The 25889-nt window shown below is 57.1% G+C and carries 24 protein-coding genes; 13 read left to right on the forward strand and 11 right to left on the reverse strand.

What is annotated here, in order from left to right; translation table 11 throughout:
* Positions 1-30: 30 nt before the first annotated feature.
* The 4 genes from xylA to LBF07_RS12235 all read left to right on the forward strand — a co-directional run bounded on the left by xylA (position 31) and on the right by LBF07_RS12235 (position 4443).
* The gene (xylA, locus tag LBF07_RS12220; protein WP_087823749.1) at positions 31-1353 is read left to right on the forward strand and encodes a xylose isomerase; all 1323 of its coding nucleotides are present in this window, start codon (positions 31-33) and stop codon (positions 1351-1353) included.
* A 72-nt stretch (positions 1354-1425) separates the two neighbouring features.
* Positions 1426-2880, forward strand: coding sequence for a xylulokinase (gene xylB, locus LBF07_RS12225; protein WP_094935100.1), 1455 nt, complete (start codon positions 1426-1428; stop codon positions 2878-2880).
* Between the two features lie 103 nt (positions 2881-2983).
* Positions 2984-3523, forward strand: a complete 540-nt coding sequence (locus LBF07_RS12230; RefSeq protein ID WP_094935101.1) for an isochorismatase family protein — start codon at positions 2984-2986, stop codon at positions 3521-3523.
* Positions 3523-4443 carry a GlxA family transcriptional regulator gene (locus LBF07_RS12235; RefSeq protein ID WP_094935102.1) on the forward strand — a complete coding sequence of 307 codons (921 nt, stop codon included), beginning with the start codon at positions 3523-3525 and terminating at the stop codon, positions 4441-4443. The genes LBF07_RS12230 and LBF07_RS12235 overlap by 1 nt, the downstream gene beginning before the upstream one ends.
* Here LBF07_RS12235 and LBF07_RS12240 read toward each other — a convergent pair.
* Positions 4436-5431 (reverse strand): acyltransferase, encoded by a 996-nt coding sequence (locus LBF07_RS12240; protein WP_033147006.1) that lies wholly within the window; start codon positions 5429-5431, stop codon positions 4436-4438. The genes LBF07_RS12235 and LBF07_RS12240 overlap by 8 nt on opposite strands.
* Positions 5432-5614: 183 nt before the next feature.
* Here LBF07_RS12240 and LBF07_RS12245 point away from each other — a divergent pair, with 183 nt between their 5' ends.
* The 3 genes from LBF07_RS12245 (at position 5615) to glyS (ending at position 9072) form a co-directional block, all read left to right on the forward strand.
* On the forward strand, positions 5615-5920 hold the full coding sequence (locus LBF07_RS12245; RefSeq protein WP_033147005.1) for a YsaB family lipoprotein: 306 nt from the start codon (positions 5615-5617) through the stop codon (positions 5918-5920).
* Between the two features lie 161 nt (positions 5921-6081).
* Positions 6082-6993, forward strand: coding sequence for a glycine--tRNA ligase subunit alpha (gene glyQ, locus LBF07_RS12250; RefSeq protein WP_003860141.1), 912 nt, complete (start codon positions 6082-6084; stop codon positions 6991-6993).
* Positions 6994-7002: 9 nt separating this feature from the next.
* On the forward strand, positions 7003-9072 hold the full coding sequence (glyS, locus tag LBF07_RS12255) for a glycine--tRNA ligase subunit beta (RefSeq protein WP_094935103.1): 2070 nt from the start codon (positions 7003-7005) through the stop codon (positions 9070-9072).
* Between the two features lie 93 nt (positions 9073-9165).
* Here the strand turns inward: glyS and LBF07_RS12260 are convergent, their stop codons facing one another.
* The gene (locus LBF07_RS12260) at positions 9166-9603 is read right to left on the reverse strand and encodes a hypothetical protein (RefSeq protein WP_094935104.1); all 438 of its coding nucleotides are present in this window, start codon (positions 9601-9603) and stop codon (positions 9166-9168) included.
* A 718-nt stretch (positions 9604-10321) separates the two neighbouring features.
* Here LBF07_RS12260 and LBF07_RS12265 point away from each other — a divergent pair.
* The gene (locus LBF07_RS12265; RefSeq protein ID WP_094935105.1) at positions 10322-11941 is read left to right on the forward strand and encodes an ABC-F family ATP-binding cassette domain-containing protein; all 1620 of its coding nucleotides are present in this window, start codon (positions 10322-10324) and stop codon (positions 11939-11941) included.
* Positions 11942-11980: 39 nt separating this feature from the next.
* Here LBF07_RS12265 and LBF07_RS12270 read toward each other — a convergent pair whose 3' ends face one another.
* A complete protein-coding gene (locus LBF07_RS12270) occupies positions 11981-12268 on the reverse strand; it encodes an HTH-type transcriptional regulator (RefSeq protein WP_029740975.1) in 288 nt (95 codons plus the stop codon).
* Positions 12269-12599: 331 nt separating this feature from the next.
* On the opposite strand from LBF07_RS12270, the gene LBF07_RS12275 reads away from it, so the two are divergent.
* Both LBF07_RS12275 and cspA read left to right on the forward strand, forming a co-directional pair.
* Complete coding sequence (locus LBF07_RS12275; RefSeq protein ID WP_023309949.1) at positions 12600-13310, forward strand: DUF3053 domain-containing protein; 711 nt, start codon at positions 12600-12602, stop codon at positions 13308-13310.
* Positions 13311-13557: 247 nt separating this feature from the next.
* Positions 13558-13770 carry an RNA chaperone/antiterminator CspA gene (cspA, locus tag LBF07_RS12280; protein ID WP_003860775.1) on the forward strand — a complete coding sequence of 71 codons (213 nt, stop codon included), beginning with the start codon at positions 13558-13560 and terminating at the stop codon, positions 13768-13770.
* 58 nt (positions 13771-13828) lie between these two features.
* On the opposite strand, the gene ghrB is transcribed toward cspA, so the two are convergent.
* From ghrB to LBF07_RS12310, 6 genes are all read right to left on the reverse strand, one after another.
* Positions 13829-14803 carry a glyoxylate/hydroxypyruvate reductase GhrB gene (ghrB, locus tag LBF07_RS12285; protein WP_094935106.1) on the reverse strand — a complete coding sequence of 325 codons (975 nt, stop codon included), beginning with the start codon at positions 14801-14803 and terminating at the stop codon, positions 13829-13831.
* Positions 14804-14829: 26 nt separating this feature from the next.
* The gene (locus LBF07_RS12290; protein WP_048980837.1) at positions 14830-16110 is read right to left on the reverse strand and encodes an MFS transporter; all 1281 of its coding nucleotides are present in this window, start codon (positions 16108-16110) and stop codon (positions 14830-14832) included.
* A 162-nt stretch (positions 16111-16272) separates the two neighbouring features.
* Positions 16273-17211, reverse strand: a complete 939-nt coding sequence (locus LBF07_RS12295) for a sugar kinase (protein WP_094935107.1) — start codon at positions 17209-17211, stop codon at positions 16273-16275.
* A gap of 3 nt (positions 17212-17214) precedes the next feature.
* The gene (locus tag LBF07_RS12300) at positions 17215-17964 is read right to left on the reverse strand and encodes a sugar phosphate isomerase/epimerase (RefSeq protein ID WP_064673783.1); all 750 of its coding nucleotides are present in this window, start codon (positions 17962-17964) and stop codon (positions 17215-17217) included.
* A 103-nt stretch (positions 17965-18067) separates the two neighbouring features.
* On the reverse strand, positions 18068-19084 hold the full coding sequence (locus LBF07_RS12305; RefSeq protein ID WP_039261180.1) for a LacI family DNA-binding transcriptional regulator: 1017 nt from the start codon (positions 19082-19084) through the stop codon (positions 18068-18070).
* A 180-nt stretch (positions 19085-19264) separates the two neighbouring features.
* Complete coding sequence (locus LBF07_RS12310) at positions 19265-19927, reverse strand: OmpA family lipoprotein (protein ID WP_024909080.1); 663 nt, start codon at positions 19925-19927, stop codon at positions 19265-19267.
* Between the two features lie 211 nt (positions 19928-20138).
* Here LBF07_RS12310 and LBF07_RS12315 point away from each other — a divergent pair, with 211 nt between their 5' ends.
* On the forward strand, positions 20139-22418 hold the full coding sequence (locus tag LBF07_RS12315; protein ID WP_232926330.1) for a molybdopterin guanine dinucleotide-containing S/N-oxide reductase: 2280 nt from the start codon (positions 20139-20141) through the stop codon (positions 22416-22418).
* Here the strand turns inward: LBF07_RS12315 and LBF07_RS12320 are convergent.
* Positions 22381-22827 carry an N-acetyltransferase gene (locus LBF07_RS12320; protein ID WP_032661790.1) on the reverse strand — a complete coding sequence of 149 codons (447 nt, stop codon included), beginning with the start codon at positions 22825-22827 and terminating at the stop codon, positions 22381-22383. The two genes, LBF07_RS12315 and LBF07_RS12320, sit on opposite strands and share 38 nt — an antisense overlap.
* Positions 22805-23386, reverse strand: coding sequence for a DNA-3-methyladenine glycosylase I (gene tag / locus LBF07_RS12325; RefSeq protein WP_024909083.1), 582 nt, complete (start codon positions 23384-23386; stop codon positions 22805-22807). Before tag ends, LBF07_RS12320 begins: the two co-directional genes overlap by 23 nt.
* Positions 23387-23540: 154 nt before the next feature.
* Between tag and LBF07_RS12330 the strand changes: the two genes are divergently transcribed.
* Entirely contained in the window at positions 23541-24239 is a 699-nt protein-coding gene (locus tag LBF07_RS12330; RefSeq protein WP_094935109.1) for an autotransporter domain-containing protein, read from the forward strand.
* Positions 24240-24477: 238 nt separating this feature from the next.
* Positions 24478-25680, forward strand: a complete 1203-nt coding sequence (locus LBF07_RS12335; protein WP_094935111.1) for an MFS transporter — start codon at positions 24478-24480, stop codon at positions 25678-25680.
* The last annotated feature ends 209 nt before the right edge of the window (positions 25681-25889 follow it).

A 25889-nucleotide genomic window follows, 5' to 3' on the forward strand; every position in this document is an offset into this window, starting at 1 on the left:
TCGCCGCATACCCTGATTATGGAGCTCAATATGCAAGCTTATTTCGACCAACTCGATCGTGTTCGTTACGAAGGCCCAAAAACGACCAATCCTTTAGCATTTCGTCACTACAACCCGGATGAGCTGGTGCTGGGTAAGCGCATGGAAGATCATCTGCGCTTTGCCGCCTGTTACTGGCATACCTTCTGCTGGAACGGCGCCGATATGTTCGGCGTGGGTTCCTTTGACCGCCCGTGGCAGCAGCCGGGTGAGGCCATTGAGCTGGCAAAGCGCAAAGCCGATGTCGCATTTGAGTTCTTCCACAAGCTGAACGTACCGTACTACTGCTTCCATGACGTGGACGTGTCGCCGGAAGGCGCGTCGCTGAAAGAGTATCTGAACAATTTTGCGCAGATGGTGGATGTACTGGCGGCGAAACAGCAGCAAAGCGGCGTGAAGCTGCTCTGGGGCACTGCAAACTGCTTCACCAACCCACGCTACGGCGCGGGCGCGGCAACCAATCCGGATCCGGAAGTGTTTAGCTGGGCAGCCACGCAGGTGGTGACGGCAATGAACGCTACGCATCAGCTGGGTGGCGAGAACTATGTCCTGTGGGGTGGCCGTGAAGGTTATGAAACGCTGCTGAACACCGACCTGCGTCAGGAGCGCGAGCAGATTGGCCGCTTTATGCAGATGGTTGTCGACCATAAGCACAAAATCGGCTTCCGCGGCACGCTGCTGATCGAGCCGAAACCGCAGGAACCAACCAAGCACCAGTATGACTACGACGTGGCGACGGTGTATGGCTTCCTGAAGCAGTTCGGTCTGGAAAAAGAGATCAAAGTGAACATTGAAGCCAACCACGCCACGCTGGCGGGCCACTCTTTCCATCATGAGATCGCGTCTGCCATTGCGCTGGGTATTTTCGGCTCTGTCGATGCGAACCGTGGCGATGCACAGCTGGGCTGGGACACCGATCAGTTCCCGAACAGCGTGGAAGAGAATGCGCTGGTGATGTACGAGATCGTCAAAGCGGGCGGTTTCACCACCGGCGGCCTGAACTTTGACGCCAAGGTGCGTCGTCAGAGCACCGACAAATACGATCTGTTCTACGGCCACATTGGCGCGATGGACACCATGGCGCTGGCGCTGAAAGTGGCGGCTCGTATGATTGAAGACGGCGAGCTGGATAAACGCGTAGCGAAGCGTTACAGCGGCTGGAACAGTGAGCTGGGCCAGCAAATCTTGAAAGGTCAGTTATCGCTGGCGGAAATTGCGAAGTACGCTGAACAACAGCAGCTGGCGCCGCAGCACCAGAGCGGGCACCAGGAACTGCTGGAAAATCTCGTCAACCACTATCTGTTTGATAAATGATTGAGCTGAAGATGCACGTAGGCCCGGTAAGCGTTAGCGCCACCGGGCATTTCTGTTAAAGGAGTCACCGTAATGTATATCGGGATCGATCTTGGCACATCGGGTGTGAAAGCCATCCTGTTGAGCGAGCAGGGCAACGTGTTAGCAACGCAGACGGAAACGCTGCAGGTTTCACGTCCGCATCCGCTGTGGTCGGAACAGGATCCGGAGCAGTGGTGGCAGGCGACGGATCGCGCAATTAAAGCCTTAGGTGAGCAGCACAGCCTTCGTGACGTGAAAGCGCTGGGAATTGCCGGACAAATGCACGGCGCTACGCTGCTCGACAGCCAGCATCGCGTGCTGCGTCCAGCGATCCTCTGGAACGATGGCCGCTGTGCGGAAGAGTGCGCGCTTCTTGAGGAACGCGTGCCCAATTCCCGGGAGATTACCGGCAACCTGATGATGCCCGGCTTTACTGCGCCCAAATTGCTGTGGGTGCAGCGCCACGAACCGGAGATTTTCCGTCAGGTGGCGAAAGTCCTGCTGCCGAAAGACTATCTGCGTTTTCGCATAACGGGCGATTTCGCCAGCGACATGTCCGATGCCGCGGGCACCATGTGGCTCGACGTGGCGAAGCGCGACTGGAGCGAGGCGATGCTGGATGCCTGCCATCTGACCCGGGAACATATGCCAGCGCTGTACGAAGGCTGTGAGGTGACAGCCGCGCTGCTGCCAGCCGTTGCTGAACGCTGGAATATGCCTGCCGTACCGGTGGTGGCCGGGGGCGGCGATAACGCGGCGGGCGCTGTCGGTGTCGGCATGGTTGAGGCGGGGCAGGCGATGCTGTCGCTGGGAACGTCCGGCGTCTATTTTGCCGTCAGCGACGGGTATCGCAGTAATCCTGAAAGCGCTGTGCACAGTTTCTGTCATGCCCTTCCCGGGAAATGGCATTTGATGTCGGTGATGCTCAGCGCGGCATCCTGCCTGGACTGGGCGGCAAAACTCACCGGCATGGCCGACGTTCCGGCGCTCATTTCCGCAGCCCAGCAGGCGGATGACGCTGCGGGTACCGTCTGGTTTTTACCGTATCTTTCCGGCGAGCGTACCCCGCACAACAACCCGGAAGCGAAAGGGGTGTTCTTTGGCTTAACCCATCAACATGGCCCGGCAGAACTGGCGCGTGCGGTTCTGGAAGGCGTGGGCTATGCGCTGGCCGACGGGATGGACGTGGTGCACGACTGCGGCCTGAAACCGACGAGCGTCACCCTGATTGGCGGCGGTGCGCGAAGCCCTTACTGGCGACAGATGCTATCGGATATCAGCGGGTTGCAGCTGGATTTCCGCACCGGAGGGGATGTCGGGCCCGCGCTCGGTGCCGCGCGTCTGGCGCAGATAGCCATTCATCCGGAACAACCGCTTTCGCAACTGTTGCCGCAGCTTACGCTTGAACAGGCGCATTTGCCTGACGCGGCGCGCCATGCGCGGTACGCGGAGAGGCGCGACGTGTTCCGCAAAATCTACCAGCAGCTGCTGCCGCTGATGTCTTAAAACCGCTTGTCCGGGAGAGGCACGAGGATGTCCTTTTTTGGTCTGTGCGTGCCTTCATTTCCTTGCCAGTATGGTGTCACACCCACTGGCGAGGAGAACCATCATGTCACGCATTGCATTAATCAACATCGATACTCAGCAGTCATTCCATCACCGCAATTACTGGCAGGAGGACGAAATTCCTGCCTTTCAGCAGGCGATGCTGGGGCTGATTGAAGGCTGTCAGGCGCACAATATTCCGGTCGTTGATATTTTTCACGTGGATGAAGACGGTCCTTTCACCCTCGAAAGCGGCTATGTCAAACCGATGGCCTTTTTACGTCATCAGCCGGATGTGGTTTTCCAGAAACACGTCCATAATGCCTTCACGGATACCGGGCTTGACCGCTGGCTGCGCGAGCGTGATATCAACCAGCTGATTATCTGCGGCATTCGCACTGAACAATGTTGTGAAACCACCGCCCGGGTGGCATCCGATCTGGGTTATGCTGTGACCTTTGTTAGTGAGGCAACGCTGACGTTTCCCATGACGTACAAGGGGATAACCCTTAGCGCAGCGGAAATTCGCCATCGTACCGAGACGGTACTTTCCGGGCGTTTTGCCGAGATTAAAACGGTAGCGGAGACGCTGGAGTCACTGTAATGCGCATCGACGTCTGGTTCGTGATGTTGCCCGGGGTGCTGTCATTAGACATGACCGGCCCGGCAGAAACCTTTGTGCTGGCAGGCGACGCGTTTCGCCTGCATTACATTGGCCCGCAGCCTGACGTTCAGACGTCGATTGGCCTGACGATGAGCGGCATTCAGCCGCTGCCGGAGCGTCTGCCGGAAGGTAGTCTGCTGGTGCTGCCGGGTGTGAGCGACTCCCGCAGTCAGTTCTCAACGCCACAGGCGCAGCAGATCCAGCACTGGCTGATGCGCCTGCAGCCGCAGATCCAGCGCCAGGAAATCACCGTGATGTGCGTCTGTTCAGGGGCCTTACTGGCGGCGAAATCGGACCTGCTGAACAACCGACAGTGCACGACCCATCATGACGTTATTAGCCGTTTACGCACCGCGGCCCCCACGGCGACGATTAAAGAAAACCGCATCTTTGTGCAGGATGAGAATATCTGGACCAGCGCGGGGATCACGTCAGGCATCGATCTGGCGCTGCACATGATTAACCGCCTGTGCGGCCCCGAAAAGGCGCTGACCGTAGCGCGTGAAATGGTGGTCTGGTTCCGCCGTTCCGGTGACGATCCCCAGCTCTCTCCGTGGCTACGCTATCGCAATCATCTTCACCCGGCGATTCATCGGGCGCAGGATGCGCTCACCGCCGACCCGCAAAAAACGTGGAGCTTGCCTGACATTGCCGCACTGGCGCACGTCAGCCCGCGTCATCTCACCCGGCTTTTCCAGTCACATTTAGGGATTAGCGTTCGCGATTATCTGGAACAGCTGCGTCTGGCGGTGGCGGAGCAGTGGCTGATACAGGGGCGCGGCGTTGAGCAGGCTTCACTGGCGGCAGGGTTTTCCTCCCCGCGCCAGTACCATCGCGCCCGGCAGCGAAGCATTAGCTGACGAAGCGGCGAACGTCTATTTTTTGCAGCAGCATCGACAGCAGCAGGCTGATCGCCAGCGTGGCGGCAAAAATCCAGACCATATCCAGCACCGGCCAGCTTTTTAGCTCAACGCCTCTCGTGCGCAGCGCGTGGATCACCAGCGCGTGAAAACCGTAAATCCCGAGAGAGTGCCGCGAGATAATACTCAGCACGGGAAGGGCGCGCGTGTTCAGGGTATTTTTGGCAAGCGTGAGCAGCGAAACGGCACAGATAAAGACCATCGGCCCGCAATAGAGATACCAGGTATCGGCAAAATTGCCGCGCCACTGCAATTCGTGCAGCGTCCCGCGTGAAATCACTGCCACGCCAGCGATAAACAGCGCCCCGCAGAGCCAGTTCAGCCCGCGTTTTTGCGTGTCCATCATCCCGATGGCGCGCCCCAGCATGCCGTAAAGCACGTAGTAAAAAGTATCGCCGTTGATATAGAGATTGACCGGCAGCCACTCAAATCCGTCGATTTTCTGTGAGAGCGTATTCGGGTTGGCGACAATGCCGATAACCACCATCAGGGCCAGCAGCATTTTACCGCTGACGTTTTTTACCTGGATGAGCGGGGAGACCAGATAGATAACGATAATGGCGAAGAAGAACCACAGGTGATAGAACACCGGTTTTTGCAGCACGTATTTCAGCGATAGCCCGGCGTTAATGGAGGTGAACAGCGTGATATAGAGCAGGGCAACGGCGCTGTAGAACCCCAGGCAGGCCGCGATGCGGATGAAGTGCCGCGGCTGCGCGCTACGCTCGCCAAAAAAGAGAAAGCCGGAAATCATAAAGAATAGCGGCACGCTGACGCGTGACGCAGAGTTGAGAATATTGGCGATATCCCAGTTAACGGGGCTGATGCTGTGGGCATTCGTGACGTACCAGGTCGTCGTGTGGATCATGACCACCATCAGACACGCTATTCCTCGCAGGTTATCAATCCAGTTAATTTTTGACTGCATCAGTTCCTCGTATTCCCTGTAAATTGAGTGTGACTGCCATTGTCCAAAAGTCTTCGCTTGGAAAATTCTGAGTTTTATTCAGCAGGCTTGTAGGGAAGCCGCGAGATTCGCAGAATGCCGGACCTTAATCTATAAAAGCTTTGATACTAAAAATAACAGCCACTGACCAGGGCGGTAATAAAAATGATGATGAAGCGTGTGGCGTCACTCTTTCTGCTGTTGAGCCTGGCGGGATGCAGCGCGCCGCAAGAAGCACCTGTGCAGAAAGCGCAGCAGGGTAAAATGAGCCCGGAACGTTCACTGAATATGGAAGCGCTCTGTAAAGATCGGGCCGCTCGCCGCTATAACTCGGACGTACAGAAAATTGATGTCACCGGGTTTGAGCGTTTTCAGGGAAGCTATGAGCTGCGGGGACATACGTCGCGCAAAGAGGGCTTTGTCTGCTCGTTTGATGCGGACGGTCAGTTTTTACATCTCTCCATGCGCTAGCCTGCTCGTATAATCAACAGCCAGACGCCGTCAGCGTTCTGGCCGGAAGGCTTATTTCCCCAATTTTCCCTAAACAACCCCGTTTCGTACTGTATATCTTGCAGCCAGCGGGTATACTGGTCCCTTCCATTTAAAACCACACGTATCCAGCACGAAATACTATGCAAAAGTTTGATACCAAGACCTTCCAGGGCCTGATCCTGACCTTACAGGATTACTGGGCTCGTCAGGGCTGTACCATTGTTCAACCTTTGGACATGGAAGTCGGCGCCGGCACTTCACACCCGATGACCAGCCTGCGCGCGTTGGGGCCAGAGCCAATGGCGACCGCGTATGTGCAGCCTTCCCGTCGTCCGACCGATGGTCGTTACGGTGAGAACCCGAACCGTCTGCAGCATTACTATCAGTTCCAGGTGGTGATTAAGCCATCACCAGACAACATTCAGGAACTGTACCTCGGGTCGCTGAAAGAGCTGGGTATGGATCCAACCATTCACGACATTCGTTTCGTGGAAGATAACTGGGAAAACCCAACGCTGGGTGCCTGGGGTCTGGGTTGGGAAGTGTGGCTGAACGGCATGGAAGTGACCCAGTTCACTTACTTCCAGCAGGTTGGCGGTCTGGAATGTAAGCCAATCACCGGTGAAATCACCTACGGTCTGGAACGTCTGGCGATGTACATTCAGGGCGTAGACAGCGTTTACGACCTGGTCTGGAGCGACGGCCCGCTGGGTAAAACCACCTACGGCGACGTGTTCCATCAGAACGAAGTGGAGCAATCCACCTATAACTTCGAATACGCGGACGTGGACTTCCTGTTCACCTGCTTCGAGCAGTACGAGAAAGAAGCGCAGCAGCTGCTGGCGCTGGAGACTCCGCTGCCTCTGCCTGCCTACGAGCGTATTCTGAAGGCCGCCCACAGCTTCAACCTGCTGGACGCCCGCAAAGCCATCTCCGTGACTGAACGTCAGCGCTACATTCTGCGTATTCGTACCCTGACCAAAGCCGTTGCAGAAGCTTACTACGCGTCCCGTGAAGCCCTTGGCTTCCCGATGTGCAACCGAAACAAATAAGAGGCGGTCATGTCTGAGAAAACTTTCCTGGTGGAAATCGGCACCGAAGAGCTGCCACCAAAAGCCCTGCGCAGCCTGGCTGAATCTTTCGCTGCGAACGTGACCGCCGAGCTGGATAACGCTGGCCTGGCACACGGTAAAATTGAGTGGTTTGCTGCACCGCGCCGTCTGGCGCTGAAAGTGGCAAATCTGGCGGCGTCTCAGCCGGATCGTGAAGTCGAAAAACGTGGCCCGGCGATTGCCCAGGCGTTTGACGCGGAAGGCAAGCCGAGCAAAGCGGCTGAAGGCTGGGCGCGCGGCTGCGGCATCACCGTTGATCAGGCCGAGCGTCTGACCACGGATAAAGGCGAGTGGCTGCTGTACTGTGCGCACGTGAAAGGCGAAAGCGCGGAAGCGCTGCTGCCGGACATGATTGCCACGTCTCTGGCGAAGCTGCCGATTCCTAAGCTGATGCGCTGGGGCGCCTCTGACGTGCACTTCGTGCGTCCGGTGCACACCGTGACCCTGCTGCTGGGCGATACCGTTATCCCGGCGACCATTCTGGGCGTGGCGTCCGATCGCGTGATCCGCGGCCACCGCTTTATGGGCGAGCCAGAGTTCACCATCGACAATGCCGACCAGTATCCGCAGATCCTGCTGGAGCGCGGTAAGGTCATTGCCGACTACGAGCAGCGTAAAGCCAAAATCAAAGCGGACGCGGAAGACGCGGCGCGCAAGATTGGCGGTAACGCAGACCTGAGCGACAGCCTGCTGGAAGAAGTCACCTCTCTGGTTGAATGGCCAGTTGTGCTGACGGCGAAGTTCGAAGAGAAATTCCTGGCCGTTCCGGCTGAAGCGCTGGTATACACCATGAAGGGTGACCAGAAGTACTTCCCGGTCTATGCCAACGACGGCAAGCTGCTGCCAAACTTCATCTTCGTGGCGAACATCGAATCGAAAGATCCGATCCAGATTATCTCCGGTAACGAGAAAGTGGTGCGTCCACGTCTGGCAGATGCGGAGTTCTTCTTCAATACCGACCGTAAAAAGCGTCTGGAAGATCATCTCCCGCGCCTGCAGACCGTGCTGTTCCAGCAGCAGCTGGGTACGCTGCGCGACAAGACCGACCGCATTGCGGAGCTGTCCGGCTGGATTGCCCGTGAAATCGGCGCGGACGTCAACCACGCGACGCGTGCAGGCCTGCTGTCCAAGTGCGACCTGATGACTAACATGGTGTTCGAATTTACCGACACCCAGGGCGTGATGGGCATGCACTACGCGCGTCACGATGGCGAAGCGGAAGACGTGGCCGTCGCCCTGAACGAGCAGTATCAGCCGCGCTTTGCGGGTGACGAACTGCCGTCCAACCCGGTTGCATGTGCCGTCGCAATTGCCGATAAGATGGACACCCTGGCGGGTATCTTTGGTATCGGTCAGCATCCGAAAGGCGACAAAGATCCGTTTGCGCTGCGTCGTGCCGCGCTGGGCGTGCTGCGTATCATCGTTGAGAAGAACCTGAACCTCGATCTGCAGACCCTGACCGAAGAAGCGGTGCGTCTGTACGGTGACAAGCTGACCAACGCTAAGGTCGTGGATGATGTGATCGACTTTATGCTCGGTCGTTTCCGCGCGTGGTATCAGGACGAAGGTTTCACCGTTGACACCATTCAGGCGGTGCTGGCGCGTCGTCCAACCCGTCCGGCTGATTTCGATGCGCGTATGAAGGCGGTTTCCCACTTCCGTACCCTGGAAGCGGCATCTGCCCTGGCCGCGGCCAACAAGCGCGTATCCAACATTCTGGCGAAATCCGACGAGACGCTGAACGAGCGCGTGAACGCCGCGACCCTGAAAGAGCCGGAAGAGATCGCTCTGGCGATGCAGGTTGTAGTGCTGCGCGACAAGCTCGAGCCTTACTTCGCGGAAGGTCGCTACCAGGAAGCGCTGGTGGAGCTGGCCGAGCTGCGTGACGTGATCGATGCCTTCTTCGAGAAAGTGATGGTGAACGTAGAAGATAAAGAACTGCGTATTAACCGTCTCTCCATGCTCGAGAAACTGCGCGAGCTGTTCCTGCGCGTAGCGGATATTTCGCTGCTGCAGTGATGTGCCCGATGTTACAAATGCTAAAAACCCGCTTCGGCGGGTTTTTTTATGGGGCTTTTCTGAGCAGGATAAGCGCAGCGTCATCCGGCAGGTTTAGCCGATCGCGATTGTGCCTTCGTTCGTCTGCAGCCAGCGCGGTGCCTTCAGCTTATCGGCAAAGTAGCTGACCAGTTCGCACAGCAAATCTTCCATCACGATTTCAGATTGTCGCGGCAGTGAGCCGTTCATCAGCATCTGCGTTATCTCCTGACAGTAGCGCCCCAGCTGATCGCATTCGGGTTCGAAAGCCGGAACGCATGACGGGAGTTCCTTCACGGTCAGGCTGGCTTTTAAAGCGTCCGGAACAGGATCCAGAAGCGTGGGTTGCAGAAGATTCAGACAGGCATAAAGTCTGCCGTAAAGCGCCATTTTTGGGGCGGGTTCTTCGCAATCTACCAGTGCGTCGGTAAAACGTTCGCAGTTATCCGCCAGTTCGGTGAAGTCGGTGGCATGGTTGAAGGGCAGGGTGATTAAAGATTTAATCAATGACATAAAATAACCTCAGTGAGTGGTATATCTTCCGCCACGGGAGGTTCCAGGCTCGCTGGTGGCGGAACCGAACAAGGTTGGAACGACTGGCCTCACTGACACCAGCGCGCTTTGCAGCGCCCCTGTCCGGCCCGCCATTGAGATGCAACAGGCCGTACGACACAGAGCCTGTGTCGCCAGTGAAGTGATTCAGGGTTCCAATCCCGGCACCTGATTTTGCAGGTGCGAAGAGAACTTACTGCTCATCAAAACAGGCGGCAACAGTTTTGAGCTATGTCGCTGAGGATATTACCATTTCTGGAAAGAGGCTCGCAAAATTACCGTAATGAGAAGCATACTGCGGGTAGAGGTTTTACAGCGACGCCATGGCGGTGGCGATTGAGCCGCCCTGGCACGTTCACAGGCCATGTCGTTACAGAGTAGCAAGGAACAACCCCCACAGCCGTATGTTCCCCCTCACCCCAGCCCTCTCCCTCAAGGGAGAGGGGGCCGTCTGTGCAGACAATATTTGGTGGGGATCCCTCAGCCCAAAGGGAGAGGGAGTATAAGTCGTCCAAAATTTAACCTTGAAACCGTCAACACATTACCGCTATCCTTATCGCGTTAACTTTCTCACGCTGGAGCGCCCCCCAAAAATGAACAAACACGACTGATGAATTTCGATCCTTGCTAAACGCCACCGCGTCGGCAGGGGATGTTTTGATTTCATTCAGGAGTGCTTATGGCTCATTTTGCGCAGTCCCCTTCTTTTATTTTGCATCAGGTCACCTGTCAGTTTCCGACGGGCGATACCCTTTTTGGTCCGCTGAATCTCACGCTGGAACCCGCCCTGTGCGCGCTGGTTGGCCGCAACGGCAGCGGGAAAACGCGTCTGCTGCGTCTGCTGGCGGGGCTGGACGAACCGGCTTCCGGTCATATTGAACGCTTTGGCTCGCATGCCTGGGTGGCGCAGCAGCACCTCATTTCGCCGCAGACGACGCTTGCTGAACTGCTCGGGTATGACGCTATTTTTGCGGCACGTAAGCGCATCGACAGCGGCAATTACCAGCCTGACGATCTGGAGCTGCTTGACGGTCACTGGGATGTCGCCGAGCGTCTGAGCGAAGCCTTTATCAATGCAAATCTCCCGCCGTTTGACCCGGATAAACCCGCCGGTGAGCTCAGCGGCGGCGAGCGCATTCGCGCCCTGCTGTGCGGGGCGTTTACGGCTGAGGCGGATTTCATGCTGCTGGACGAACCCACTAACCATCTGGACCGACAGGGCCGGGCGTGGTTCTACGACCAGCTCAGCCGTTTTCAGGGCGGCGTGCTGGTAGCCTCCCATGACCGCGAACTTCTGGAGCAGGTGCCGCGTATCCTTGAACTGAGCGCCTCGGGCCTGCGCAGCTACGGCGGGAATTATGCGGATTATCAAACCCAGCGCGATGCCGAACAGCAGGCGGCCCGCGCGTCGCTGGAACATGCTGCAACCGAGCGCAAACGCACTCGGGCACGCATGCAAAAAGAGCATGATGACAGCCAGCGGCGTTCGGCAAAGACATTGCGCACCGTTGATACCCTGAATATCGCGTCGTTCGAGCGGGTCAAATATAAAGGCGCGGCAAAGGAGCGGATCGGCTCCTGGAAAAAACAGCACAGCGAGCAAAATGAAGCCCTGAACGCCGCGGTAAATAAGGCGCGTGAACGCGTTGAGGAAGATAACCCGGTAATGTTCACCCTGCCGGGGAGTCAGATCCCGGACGGGAAGCAGGTACTGGTGCTGGAGGATCTGGTGCTGCCGCATGTGCCTGTTCCTCCGCTCAACTTGCGGATGGACGGACCGATGCGCGTGGCGTTAAAGGGACCGAACGGCTGCGGAAAATCGACGCTGTTAAAAACCCTCCTCGGCGAGATAGCCCCCCGTTCGGGTACCTGTAAGGTTTCCGTCAGCTGCGCTTATCTCGACCAGCATCTTTCCCGGCTCGATCTTTCGCAGTCGGTCATGACGCATCTCAACCTGAGTCATACGCCTCTGGAAGAGGGGGTATTGCGAACCCGTCTGGCGCAGCTTCAACTGGGTGCCGACAAAGTGACGCTCCCGCTTGCGGAGCTCAGCGGCGGCGAGCGTCTTAAGGCCGCTCTGGCCTGCGTGCTGTGGCGCGCGGAGGCTACGCAGCTTCTGCTGCTGGATGAACCGACCAACCATCTGGATTTGGCCTCGGTCCAGGCCATTGAAGCGGCGCTGGCCGGTTTCCCTGGGGCTTTGCTGGTGGTATCACACGATGAGGCTTTTCTAAGAGGCTTAACGTTAACGCATGAATGGGTGTGGGAAGAGGCGGGCTGGCGTTGCGAGAGCCTTTAAAACACAAGCCCCCGCAAAGGCGGGGGCATTCAATCTTCACTACGCTATCTGTTTGCTGAGTGCAGGGTTGGCCTGAATCAGGCGCATCAGCCTTAACTCGGTTGGGGTGGGTTTCTCACGTTTTGACTCCCACTCCTGCACCATAGCCACGCTGACACCCATCGCTCTGGCGAATTCTTCAGTTTTCAGTCCTGTCCCTTTGCGCAATTGCTCATATTCTGTAAAGGGATTGGATTTTTGTTGCAGGGTAATCGCCTGCGGCACGTCTTTAAAAATGATCTGTTCCAGACTGCTCAGCAGTTCAAACTCAGGATCTTTATATTCCATTGAGGACTCCTCTTAAATCTCACATCGTGATCAAGAACATCAGAGAGCCAGTTAAGAATAGTCCCTAATACGAACCCAGGATCGTCACGGGTGTGATTAATCGTGCGATAACGATCGCTTTACCCGATTCAGCGATATGGATAGTTATGCTAATTACCTGATTAGTCATATGTCGGCTTCGGCAGGTATTTTTTTGTAAATGGTAAGAAATAAATCGGCAATAGCCGTTTTGCATGAAAAGAGTATCTTGCAAGGCTGACCTGGACTATCCTTGTCAGCGTCGGGCACGCGTGTGCCGGTGTGCGCTTTTTTGGGTGAAAGGAGTAATAAAATGGCGACAGGAAAGTCCTGCTCTCGCTGGTTTGCGCCTATTGCGGCGTTGTTGATGGTTGTTAGCCTGAGTGGGTGTTTTGATAAAGAAGGCGATCAGCGCAAAGCGTTTATCGATTTTCTGCAGAATACAGTGATGCGCAGCGGCGAGCGGTTGCCGACGCTGACTGCGGATCAGAAAAAACAGTTTGGCCCCTTCGTGTCCGATTACGCCATTCTTTATGGTTATTCACAGCAGGTGAGCCAGGCGATGGATTCCGGTATCCGTCCGGTAGTGGATAGCGTGAACGCCATTCGCGTTCCGCAGGATTATATGACGCAGCGTGAGCCGCTTCGCCAGTCCAACGGTGCGCTTGGCGTGCTGAGCCAGCAGTTGCAGAATGCGAAAATGCAGGCTGACGCGTCACGTTCTGCGCTGAAGCAGGGTGACGATCTCAAACCTGTCTTCGACAAAGTGTATGAGAAAGTGGTGACGAAACCGTCTGAAGCGCTGCAACCGCTGATTCCGGCCGCGCAAATCTTCACGCAGCAGCTGGTTCAGGTGGGCGACTTTATTGCCCAGCAGGATACTCAGGTGAGCTTTGTTGCCAACGGCATTCAGTTCCCGACCTCGCAGCAGGCAAGCCAGTACAATACGCTGATTGGGCCGCTGGCCTCCCAGCATCAGGCCTTTAGCCAGGCCTGGAGTGCCGCCGTCACGGCCACAGAATAAACCGAAAAAACCCCGCGCATGGCGGGGTTTTTTTATGCTTATCGAAAATAACGCTTGTCATTCTTCTACCACATCGGTATAACTATCCCCGTCGGTTTGTTACACAGACCTAAAGCAGTTTAGTAAAGCAGTCCAGATTGTTATCCATAGATACCCTTCGTTGTGACCCTTCCTTCATCGCTTAAAAATCTGTAACGCAATCCATCAAGCCGGAAGGCTCAATATATTTGTTAATAAGGTAATTTCTATGTCTGCTAAAATGACTGGTCTGGTAAAATGGTTCAACGCTGATAAAGGTTTCGGCTTCATCACTCCTGACGATGGCTCTAAAGACGTGTTCGTACACTTCTCTGCTATCCAGAACGATGGCTACAAATCTCTGGATGAAGGTCAGAAAGTTTCCTTCACCATCGAAAGCGGCGCTAAAGGCCCAGCAGCTGGTAACGTTGTAAGCCTGTAAGCTTCCAACCCAGTAGCACAAAATTCAAAAACCCGCCTTCTGGCGGGTTTTTTCATTTCTATTGTTGCACCTGCGGGTTCACGCAGTTTATCTCCACCTTTCCGCTTAGGGCGGCGATAAGGTTATCGACCGCAGTGGCCGCCATGTTGTAGCGCGTCTCATGGGTGGCTGAGCCGATGTGGGGCAGGGCGACGACGTTTGGCATTGTCAGCAGCGGGGAGTCCACCGGCAGCGGCTCCTGTTCAAACACGTCCAGACCTGCGGCATGGATCTCACCGTTCTGCAGGGCTTCAATCAGCGCCTTCTCATCTACCACCGGGCCACGACCCGCGTTGATGAAAATGGCGGATTTCTTCATTTTTTCAAATGCGGATTTGCCAATCAGATGACGCGTTTCGTCCGTCAGCGGCAGAACCAGACAAACAAAATCGGCTTCCTGCAGCAGAGTATCCAGCTCGCAGTAGCGGGCGTTGAAGCGTTCTTCGGCTTCACCGTGATGACGGCGCGCGTTATACAGAATCGGCATGTTAAAACCAAAATGCGCGCGCTGCGCCAGTGCCAGCCCGATACGCCCCATGCCAACAATGCCCAGCGTTTTGCCGTTAACGTCCACGCCGAACCAGTCCGGTCCAATGCTTTTTGTCCATTCCCCCGCTTTCACGCGCTCTGCCACTTCCACCACGCGACGGGCCGTGGTGAGTACCAGCGCCATCAGCGTATCGGCCACGGTTTCCGTCAGGGCATGGGGCGTGTGCATCAGCAGGATCTTGCGGGCGTTCAGGGCATCCACATCGAAATTGTCGTAACCCACGGAAACGGTAGAGGTAGCACGAAGCTTCGGCATTTTCTCCAGCAGGGCGACATCCACTTTCTCGCTTGAACCCAGCAGGCCTTCGGCGCTGGCGAACGCTTCGGGGTGCTGCGCCACGGTTTCCGGGCTCAGGTTCTTCACCTGCGTGACGGTGAAGTGTTCTTCAAGGCGTTTCTGCAGATCTTCCGGCAGTGCTTTGTACAAAATGACGGACGGCTTCATGCTAATCTCCGTTGATTTTTAAGGGTTCAGGCGTGGCGTGCGCCGACAGGGTGTTGTTGATTATTAGCAGGCTTAACAATCAGAGTAAGCCACACGGAGGCGAAAAGCGCCACCCCCATAAAGATGTACGATGCGGACGGACTGCCGGTGGCACCGTTCAGGTAGCCGACGAACCAGGAGCCGCAGAACGACCCCAGCGCACCCATACTGTTAATCAGCGCCATCGCGCCACCCGCGACGTTACGCGGCAGCATTTCCGGGATGATGGCAAAGAACGGACCGTACGGGGCATACATGGCGGCACCGGCGATCACCAGCAGGGTATAAGAGGCCCAGAAGTGATTTGCACCCACGGCCCACGAGCCGATAAAGGCAAAAGCAGCGATCAGCAGCAGCGGCCAGACAAACAATTTTCGGTTCTGCAGCTTGTCCGACGCCCAGGAGACGACGATCATGGCGATGGTCGCGGCCAGATACGGTACGGAAGAGAGCCAGCCCACTTCTACCATGCCGAGGTTTTCGCCGCCGCTGCGGATAATCGACGGCAGCCACAGCACAAAGCCGTACACGCCAATGCTCCAGGTAAAGTACTGTGCGCAGAGCAGGATCACGTTGCGCGAGCGGAAGGCTTCACCGTAGTTACGTACCGCCTTCAGACCTTGCTGTTCTTTATCTAGCTGCGCCTGCAGCGCCGCTTTTTCGTCTTCGGAAAGCCATTTCGCCTGGGCAGGTTTATCTTTTACCAGTACCCACCAGCAGAATGCCCAGATCACTGCCGGGACCCCTTCGATGATAAACATTTCGCGCCAGCCGAAGGACTGGATCAGGTAGCCAGACACCACCGACATCCACAGCACCGTCACCGGGTTACCGAGGATCAGGAAGGTATTCGCGCGCGAGCGTTCGGATTTGGTAAACCAGTTGCTGATGTAGATCAGCATCGCCGGCATGACCGCCGCCTCAACGACGCCGAGGATAAAGCGAATGGCGGCCAGGGCAGGAATATTGTTCACCACGCCGGTCAGTGACGCGCAGGCGCCCCACAGGATCAGACAGACGAAGATCAGCTTACGCACGCTGCGGCGTTCCGCGTAAATCGCGCCGGGGATCTGGAAGAAGAAGTAGCCCAGGAAGAAAAGGGCACCCAGCAGGGAGGAAATACCTTTGGTGATGCCAAGGTCCTCTGTAATCCCCGCCGCGGACGCGAAGCTGAAGTTGGCACGGTCAAGGTATGCCAGGCTGTACGTGATAAACACGATTGGCATGATGTACCACCAGCGTTTTACTGCATTGGTCGAACTGTTCATAGGCTTGCCTCTGTTGTTGAGGTTGTTACCGCCGTTGTCTGTAGGGTACACGGTGGCTTGTTTTGCTGAGTGCGATTTATGCCCCTCACCCCGGCCCTCTTCCCAGAGGGAGCAAGTCATTCCCTCGCCCCTCTGGGGAGAGGGTTAGGGTGAGGGGGATGTTTATTCGTTAAGCTCTGCTCGCGTTGGTAATCCTTCGCTGTCGCCCTGCACCTGGATGGCCAACGAGCCAATCTTGTTGCCTTGCGCCACGGCCTGCAGCAGCGTTTTGCCTTCCAGTAGGGCGCTAATCACGCCCACGGCAAAACCGTCGCCCGCGCCGACGGTGTCGACCACGTTCTCAACCTTGACCGCCGCGACCGCGCCCTGTTGGCCGTCGGCCGTCTTAAACCATGCGCCATCGGCGCCGGTCTTCAGCACCACCGCTTTTACTCCTTTATTCAGGTAGAAATCGGCAATGCCTTCCGGTGTGCTTTCGCCGGTCAGGATCATCCCTTCTTTCAGGCCCGGCAGAACCCAGTCCGCTCTGAACGCCAGACGGTTGAGCTTCTCGACCATTTCCGCTTCGCTTTTCCACAGCACCGGGCGCAGGTTCGGATCGAAAGAGATCGTTTTTCCCTGGGCTTTCAGAGTGGCTGCCGCGTGATCCAGCAGTTCATACGAGCTGGCAGACAGCGCTGCCGCCACGCCGCTGAGGTGCAGATGGCGCGCGGAGGCGAAATAGTCGGCGTGGTAATCCGCCACTGAGAGGTGGCTTGCGGCCGATCCCTTACGGAAATACTCAACGATGGGATCGGTTCCATTTTCGACCTTAGATTTAAGCTGAAAGCCGGTAGGGAAGCGTGCATCAAGGGTGACGCCCGCGGCATCAATCCCCTCTTTTTTCAGCGAGTCGAGAACGAAATGGCCAAAGCTATCGTCCCCCACGCGGCTGACCCAGCCCACGTTCAGGCCGAGACGCGCCAGGCCGGTTGCGACGTTCAGCTCTGCGCCCGCCACGCGTTTGATAAAGTGCTCTACCGCGCTCAGCTCGCCCGTTTCGGTGGCGACAAACATCGCCATGGCCTCGCCGATCGTGATGACATCCAGCGTCTTGTGCATGGCTTACTCCTCGCGCAGCAGGTTGACGTAATGGCGGGTAACGGCGGTTAAATCCGTCCCTTCCAGCGGGAACTCGATACCGCGCGGGGCATCGGCAGGCAGCTGGCCAAGCAGATCCAGCCAGCGCGCATCAGCGTGGTCCGGCGCCACGGCGCGGAAGTTATCTTTATGCGGCACGGCGGCTTTCACGTGGATATAGCTCACCGCAGGGGCCAGATTACGCGCGGCCTCTTCGGGGGAATCACCGACCCACAGCCAGTTGCCCATGTCGAAGGTCAGCGTGACGGGCAATGCCATTTCCCGACAGGCGGCCTGGAAGCGCTGCATCGGCGCGAGCTGTCCGCAGTCGGTCTGATCGTTCTCCACGACCAGCGCCATGCCGCTTGCGTTCAGCAGGGTACGCAGGGCGTCGAGAGGCTGCGCGTCGCGGAAATGGCCCAGGGAAACCTTCAGCCACAGGGCGTTCAGGGTGCTGGCCTCAGAGAGATAGCGGGTCAGATCCGGGTTGAGGGTGCCGTCGGGCATAAACAGGGCGGCGGGGGCGGAGTAGCACGCCAGCAGGCCGAGCAGCTCAATAGATTCTCCCAGCGCAGGCAGCGCCAGCAGCTCTTCGCTGCTGAACAGTTCCCGGCGGATCTCCACGCCGTCTGCCCCTGCGCCTGCAATAACGGGAAGCATCGCCCGCTGACCGCCTGCCTGTCGCACCTGTTCCGCACCGTACGCGGCGGTGACCACCATAATTTTCCTGCCCATCTTCGGACTCCATCGCAACATATCAATACTATTACGCTAGATGGAACCGGTTCCAAAGAAAAGGTCAGGATGTCGAATTTATGATCGGTATCACAAGGGAAAATTAACGCGCCGTGGAGCCGCGAACGATCAGCTCGCCGGAGAAGACCTGCTCGCGAACGGCATCGCTGGTGCCTTCAATGCGGCGAACCACTTGTTCAACAGCAGCATAGCCAATCTGCCAGGTGGGCTGTTTGAGTGTCGTAATGCCGACGCCCGCCAGCTCCGCCCACTCCAGTTCATCAAACCCCAGCAGACCGATATCGCTGCCCCAGTGCAGGCCAATGCGCTTGAGCGAGCGGGCGACCTGAAGCGTCAGCGCCCCGTTTGCGGAGATAACGGCTTTGCGCATCCCGCGATGGCGCGTGTGGAACTGGCGCAGGGTGTTATCAAGTTGGTCGGCTTCGTGAAGCGGCGTTTCGGCATTTTCGGCGATCACGCCGGGATATCGCTCCAGCGTGGCGCGAAATGCGCTCAGGCGCTCGCGACGGGTATTGACCATCCCTAACGGTTCACTCAGAAACAGAATGGCCTCGAAGCCCTGTTCGATCAGATGCTCGGTGGCGGTCGTGGCGGCCTGAGTGTTATCCAGCCCGACCACATCGCAGGCAAATTCCGGGATTTTACGGTCGATGAGGACCATGGGCAGGGAGGACTGCTGCAGGCGGTTTAAACCCTCTTCCCGCATGCCCACCGCGTTCACCACAATCCCTTCGACCTGGTAGCTGCGCAGCAGATCGAGGTAATGCAGCTCCTGGTCGACTTCGTTGTTGGTATTACAGACCAGCGGCGTGAACCCCTTCTCGCGACAGGCGGCTTCAATACCGCTGAGGACGTTAACGGAATAGGGGTTGGTGATATCGGCGATGATAAGCCCGATAAGGCGGGTGCGGCCGCGTTTGAGCCCGCGCGCCATGAGGCTGGGACGGTAGTCGAGATCGGCAATGGCCTGTTCAATACGCGCCAGCAATGCGTCGGACAGCAGGTGTTTCTCGCCGTTGAGGTAGCGTGAAATACTGGTTTTACCGGTTTTGGCGGCTTTCGCCACGTCGCTAATGGTGGCCCGGGCTGGTTTGCTCATCGCTGATTTCCCTGAATTTAGTGAGAATACCTTAACGGGAAAATCAGACGAATCAAGTAATTTGCCCGGTGGCGCTGCGCTTACCGGAGGGTGCGGTCTGGTGCCCTCACCCCAACCCTCTCCCACGGGAGAGGGTGCAACCACTAAAAACGGCAACGAGCGTTGCCGTTTTGCTTTTACCTACTGAATTGGGCTTAACGTAATCTCAACGCGGCGGTTCTGCGCTTTGCCTTCCGCCGTGCTGTTGCTGGCGATAGGGTTGGCAGGGCCCATGCCGCTGGTGCGGATGCGGTTGGCTTCAACGCCCTGGGTAATCAGCGAGCTGGCTACGGCGTCGGCGCGCTGCTGGGACAGACGCATGTTCAGATCCTGGCTGCCGGTGCTGTCGGTGTAGCCCATCACGTTCACGGCGGTCTTGTTGTACTCTTTCAGCACCATCGCCACGCCGGTGAGCGTGTTCGCGCCCGCGGGTTTCAGCGTCGCGCTGCTGCTGTCGAAGGTCACGTTGTTCGGCATATTCAGGATGATGTTATCGCCGCTGCGCGTCACGCTCACGCCGGTTCCCTTCATTTTGTCGCGCAGCTTCGCTTCCTGCACGTCCATGTAATAGCCAACGCCGCCGCCCAGCGCCGCGCCCGCCGCGGCGCCAATCAGCGCGCCTTTGCCGCGGTCTTTCTTGGAGGAGGAGAGCGCCCCCACGCCTGCGCCGACCAGCGAGCCGATACCCGCGCCAATGCCGGATTTACCCGCTTCACGCTCACCGGTGTAAGGGTTAGTTGTGCAGCCAGAAACAGCCAGTGCACCGCTCACCAGAGCGGCAATAACGAGTACGCGTTTTTTCATCTTCTTTCCTTAATCCTTTTTATTCTTTGCCACGGCGAGCGTGGCAGTTGATTATGACGTCCAGATACGGAGAAAATTCCGGGTATAACTCTGAAATTTGTGACAAACCATAAACTGCCTCAGAAAGAAGGCCGTAAACCTGCACGCAACCAGGAGCGCACGCTTGAGCACCTCAACGAAAACCATTCTGACCGCCGCCCACTGGGGGCCGATGCTGGTCGAAACCGATGGCGAAAATGTTCTGTCGTCCCGCGGGGCACTGCCAACCCAACATCCCAACTCGTTACAGACCGTCGTTCGCGATCAGGTGCACAGCAAAACGCGCGTGCGCTGGCCGATGGTGCGTAAAGGTTTTCTGGCCTCGCCGGATAAACCGCAGGGGATCCGCGGTCAGGATGAGTTTGTTCGCGTGAGCTGGGATGACGCGCTGGCGCTGATCCACGCCCAGCATAAGCGAATTCGCGACACTTACGGTCCGTCGTCCATTTTTGCCGGATCTTACGGCTGGCGTTCGAACGGCGTGCTGCACAAGGCCTCGACGCTGCTGCAGCGCTACATGAGCCTGGCGGGAGGCTATACCGGCCATCTCGGGGATTACTCCACCGGCGCGGCGCAGGCGATCATGCCGTACGTCGTAGGGGGGAACGAAGTGTACCAGCAGCAGACCAGCTGGCCGCTGGTGCTGGCGCATACCGACGTGGTGGTGCTCTGGAGCGCCAACCCGCTCAATACGCTGAAAATTGCCTGGAATGCCAGCGACGAGCAGGGGATTGGGTATTTCGACGCGCTGCGCAAAAGCGGCAAGCGCATCATCTGCATTGACCCGATGCGCTCTGAAACCATGGATTTCTTCGGCGATAGCGCCGAGTGGATTGCCCCCCATATGGGCACCGACGTGGCGATGATGCTGGGGATCGCCCATACGCTGGTAGAAAACGGCTGGCACGATGTTGAATTCCTGACGCGCTGTACCACCGGCTTCGATAAATTCGCCGACTACCTGACGGGCCAATCCGATGGGGTGGCGAAAACGGCAGCGTGGGCGGCAGATATTTGCGGCGTACCTGCGGAGAAAATCCGCGAACTGGCGGCGTTGTTCCATAAAAATACCACGATGTTAATGTCCGGCTGGGGAATGCAGCGTCAGCAGTTTGGCGAGCAAAAACACTGGATGCTGGTAACGCTTGCCGCAATGCTTGGGCAGATCGGCACGTCGGGCGGGGGTTTTGGTCTCTCCTATCACTTTGCAAACGGCGGTAACCCGACGCGTAAAGCGGCGGTGCTGGCGTCTCTGCAAGGCTCGGTGCAGGGCGGCGTCGATGCCGTGGATAAAATCCCGGTGGCGCGTATTGTTGAAGCCCTGGAAAACCCGGGCGGTTTCTATCAGCACAACGGTCTGGACCGCCACTTCCCGGACATTAAATTTGTATGGTGGGCGGGCGGGTCGAACTTCACGCACCATCAGGATACCAACCGCTTGATCCGCGCCTGGCAGAAGCCGGAGCTGGTGGTGATTTCCGAGTGCTTCTGGACCGGCTCGGCTAAGCATGCAGATATTGTGCTGCCAGCGACCACCTCGTTTGAGCGTAACGATCTCACCATGACCGGCGACTACAGCAACCAGCATATGGTCCCGATGAAGCGCGTAGTGGCCCCGCGAGACGAAGCGCGTGATGATTTTGACGTGTTTGCTGAACTGAGCGAGCTGTGGGAAGCGGGCGGTCGCGAGCGTTTTACCGAGGGGAAAAGCGATCTGCAATGGCTGGAAACCTTCTACCAGATTGCCGGCCAGCGCGGCGCGGCGCAGGGCGTGACGCTTCCGCCATTTGCCGAATTCTGGGAAGCGAACCAGATCGTCGAGATGCCGGAGAGCGAACAGAACGCGAAGTTTGTCCGTTTTGCCGATTTCCGCCGCGACCCCGAGAACCACCCGCTGAAAACCGAGAGCGGAAAGATCGTGATCCACAGCGAGCGCATCGCCAGCTTTGGCTATGCCGACTGCCCGCCACACCCTATGTGGCTCGAGCCGGACGAGTGGCACGGCAACGCCCAGCCGGAACAGCTGCAGGTGTTATCTGCGCATCCCGCGCACCGTCTGCACAGCCAGCTTAACTATACGTCTCTGCGCGAGCAGTATGCGGTCGCCGGGCGAGAGCCGATCACGCTGAATACCCTCGATGCGAAAGCCCGGGGGATTGCGGACGGCGACGTGGTGCGCGTCTGGAACTCGCGCGGGCAGGTGCTGGCAGGGGCGGTGGTGAGCGACGGAATTAAACCGGGCGTGATCTGCATTCATCAGGGCGCATGGCCCGACCTTGAGCCCGCCGAGGGAGGGATCTGTAAAAACGGGGCGGTTAACGTGCTGACCAAAGATCTCCCCAGCTCGAAGCTGGGGAATGGCTGCGCAGGGAACACGGCGCTGGCCTGGGTAGAAAAATATCAGGGACCCGAGCTTACCTTAACGGCGTTTGATCCGCCTGCCAGCTCATGATCCACGTCGGGTGCTGGGTATCATCCTGCCAGGCGCTGTCCTCAATGCGAAAGCCCTGAGCATGGTAGAAATTCACCGCCCGCACATTTTTCTGATATACCTCCAGGGTTAAATGCGGGAAGCGCTGTTGAACATGGTTCAGCAGCGCGCGCCCGATGCCTTTCCCGATGCATGACGGTGCGACAAACAGCGCGCCGACAAACTGAGACTGCATCACGCTGATAAATCCGTATGGCTCGCCATCCTGTTCCCAGACCCAGGTTTCCGCCGACGGCAGGTAAACGTCCCGCACCATGGCCTCGTTCTCTTTCCAGTAACCCGGCTCGATAAACGGATGCGCTTCCGTGGTGCTTTCAAGCCACAGGCTCAAAAGCGGCGCGGTATTCTCACTTTGCCATTTGCGGATCATGATGGCCTCCCGGATGACAGAAGCAGCCGGTAACGTGGTCGTTGACCAGGCCACAGGCCTGCATAAAGGCGTAGCAGATGGTGGAACCGACAAACTTAAAGCCGCGTTTTTTCAGGGCCTTCGAGAGCGCATCCGAGGCCGGGGTAGAGGCCGGGATTTCCGCGAGCGTGGCGGCTTGGGTGACCTGCGGATCGTTGTTCACAAACGTCCAGACAAAATCTGAAAATGATTCGCCGTTTTGCTCCATTGCCAGGTAAGCGCGTGCGTTACCGATGATGGCCTGGATCTTACCGCGATGACGTATAATACCGGCGTCCTGCACCAGGCGTTCCACATCTTCATCGGTCATTGCGGCGACGGCGACAGGATCGAACTGGTGGAAGGCGTTGCGGTAGTTTTCGCGTTTCTTCAGTACCGTAATCCAGGACAACCCCGCCTGCTGGCCCTCCAGGCAGATCATCTCAAAGAGTTTTTTGCCATCCGTTTCCGGCACGCCCCATTCCCGATCGTGATAGTCGATATAAAGCTGATCCTGGCTCACCCAACCGCAACGTTCCATCCGTCATCTCCCTTATTGATACTGATTTCGCAAAATTTTCATTCTGACTGGCTTGACGTGTTTACTATAAAGACAATAGTTAATACAAGGGTTATAAGCTCTTCCTGAATAACGACAAATATCGCCGAATTCGGCTCTCTCTGGGGTCGCGTTGATGATGATAAAAAAAATCAGTGGTCGCCATGCTGCTTCTGGCCTGGTGGGGATTTCAGCCTGCCTGTTTTTTTGTAATACAGCGTCTGCCTGGCAACAGGAATATATCGTTTCAGACGCCCAAAATAATACGGCGGAACGCTATACATGGGACGCGGATCACCAACCGCGTTATGAGGATATTCTGGCTGAGCGTATTCAGTCTTCGCAAAACGCGCCGGGTCTTGCCCTGAATATACCGTCTGGCAGCACGCCGGAGGGGACGATGAGCGTGGGCTGGAATTTTCCGGTTTCAGCGCGTATCACCACCGGTCCGGTGGTGGCGTGGCGATACGACGGCACGGCTCCCATGATGATCAACGAGTTTGGTGATAGCGCGTCGACGCAGGCAATCACCGACCCGCTCTGGCATGCCAGCGTCAGCACGCTGGGGTGGCGCGTGAATACCCAGTACGGCGATCTCCGTCCGTGGGCGCAGATTAGCTATAACCAGCAGTTTGGTGAAAACCAGTGGAAATCGCAGTTTGGCATGCCGCAAACGCCATCCCCTGCCCAAAACGGTAGCTGGATGGACGTCACCGTGGGAACGGATATTCCTTTTAATACGCACGTGGCGGCCTATGCGTCGCTGGCTCAGGGGGAGCACACCACCACCGGTGAGGAGTTTTTATACACCCTCGGCGTTAGCGCAAATTTCTAGAGTTGTTACTTTTTTAAACGTTACGATAACATCTAGAATACAATAACCACGGGCTTTACAGCGATAGCGGATACTAACACGCTGTCGCTTTATTCCCGGGCCAGGCCATTCATTCCCGATTCCAGGCATTTCATTCCGTTCCGCCTGCATTTCATGCCGTTTTACCCCAGGCGTATTAAGGTTTTGTTTATCGTTGTCCTCAGCGAACTTCCTTAATTTCTCTTGCAGGACGACTGCCATGAACACATCAAATTATAACCGCACGCGCTGGCTCACGCTCTTTGGCACCATCGTCACCCAGTTTGCGCTGGGGTCGGTCTATACCTGGAGCCTGTTTAACAGCGCGCTTTCCGACAAACTCGGCGCGCCGGTCAGCCAGGTTGCGTTCTCCTTTGGTCTGCTGAGCCTGGGTCTGGCGATTTCGTCTTCCGTCGCGGGCAAGCTGCAGGAGCGTTTTGGCGTGAAGCGTGTGACCATGGCGTCCGGCATTCTGCTGGGTTTGGGCTTTTTCCTGACGGCGCATTCCAGCAACCTGATGATGCTGTGGCTGAGCGCCGGCGTGCTGGTGGGTCTGGCCGATGGCGCAGGTTACCTGCTGACCCTGTCGAACTGCGTGAAGTGGTTCCCGGAGCGTAAAGGCCTCATCTCCGCATTCGCCATCGGCTCCTATGGCCTGGGCAGCCTCGGGTTCAAATTTATCGACTCCCATCTGCTGGCGTCCGTTGGCCTCGAAAACACCTTTATGATCTGGGGCGCAATCGTGCTGGTGATGATTCTGTTCGGCGCCACGCTGATGACCGATGCGCCGCAGCAGGAGGTCAAATCCGTTAACGGCGTGGTAGAGAACGACTTCACTCTCGCGCAGTCCATGCGTAAACCGCAGTACTGGATGCTGGCGGTGATGTTCCTGACGGCCTGCATGAGCGGACTGTATGTCATCGGCGTGGCGAAGGATATCGCACAGGGGATGGTGAAGCTGAATGCGGCCACGGCGGCGAATGCGGTGACGGTCATCTCCATTGCCAACCTCTCCGGTCGTCTGGTGCTCGGTATTCTGTCTGACAAAATTGCCCGTATCCGTGTGATTACGATTGGGCAGGTGGTTTCGCTGGTCGGCATGGCGGCGCTGCTGTTCGCTCCGCTGAATGAAGCCACTTTCTTTGCGGCGATTGCCTGCGTGGCCTTTAACTTCGGCGGCACGATTACCGTCTTCCCGTCACTGGTAAGCGAGTTCTTTGGCCTGAACAATCTGGCGAAAAACTACGGCGTTATCTATCTTGGCTTCGGGATCGGCAGTATCTGCGGCTCGCTGATTGCCTCTCTGTTCGGCGGGTTCTACGTGACCTTCTGCGTCATATTTGCCTTGCTGATTATCTCGCTGGCGCTCTCGACCACGATTCGCCAGCCGCAGCGTGAAGTATTCAAAGAAGCGCACGCGTAAGCTGTATGAAAGAGGCCTCTGTGGCCTCTTTTTTCTTTATGCGAGACGCTTCCCGTCTCGATATTTTGTAAAAATTTATACCGATCACACTCTCTGCTGCCACTTTTCTCTCCCGCTGTGGTCTACTTATCGCGCTTGTAGACGTTTCTAATAACGCTTCCTTACGCATTTACGTACTCTGTCCGCTTTCTCTTTGAGATTCGTCGGGT

Origin of the sequence: Enterobacter cloacae complex sp. ECL352, from assembly GCF_020149545.1 — a bacterium.
In the GTDB taxonomy this organism is placed as follows: Bacteria; Pseudomonadota; Gammaproteobacteria; order Enterobacterales; family Enterobacteriaceae; genus Enterobacter; species Enterobacter asburiae_B.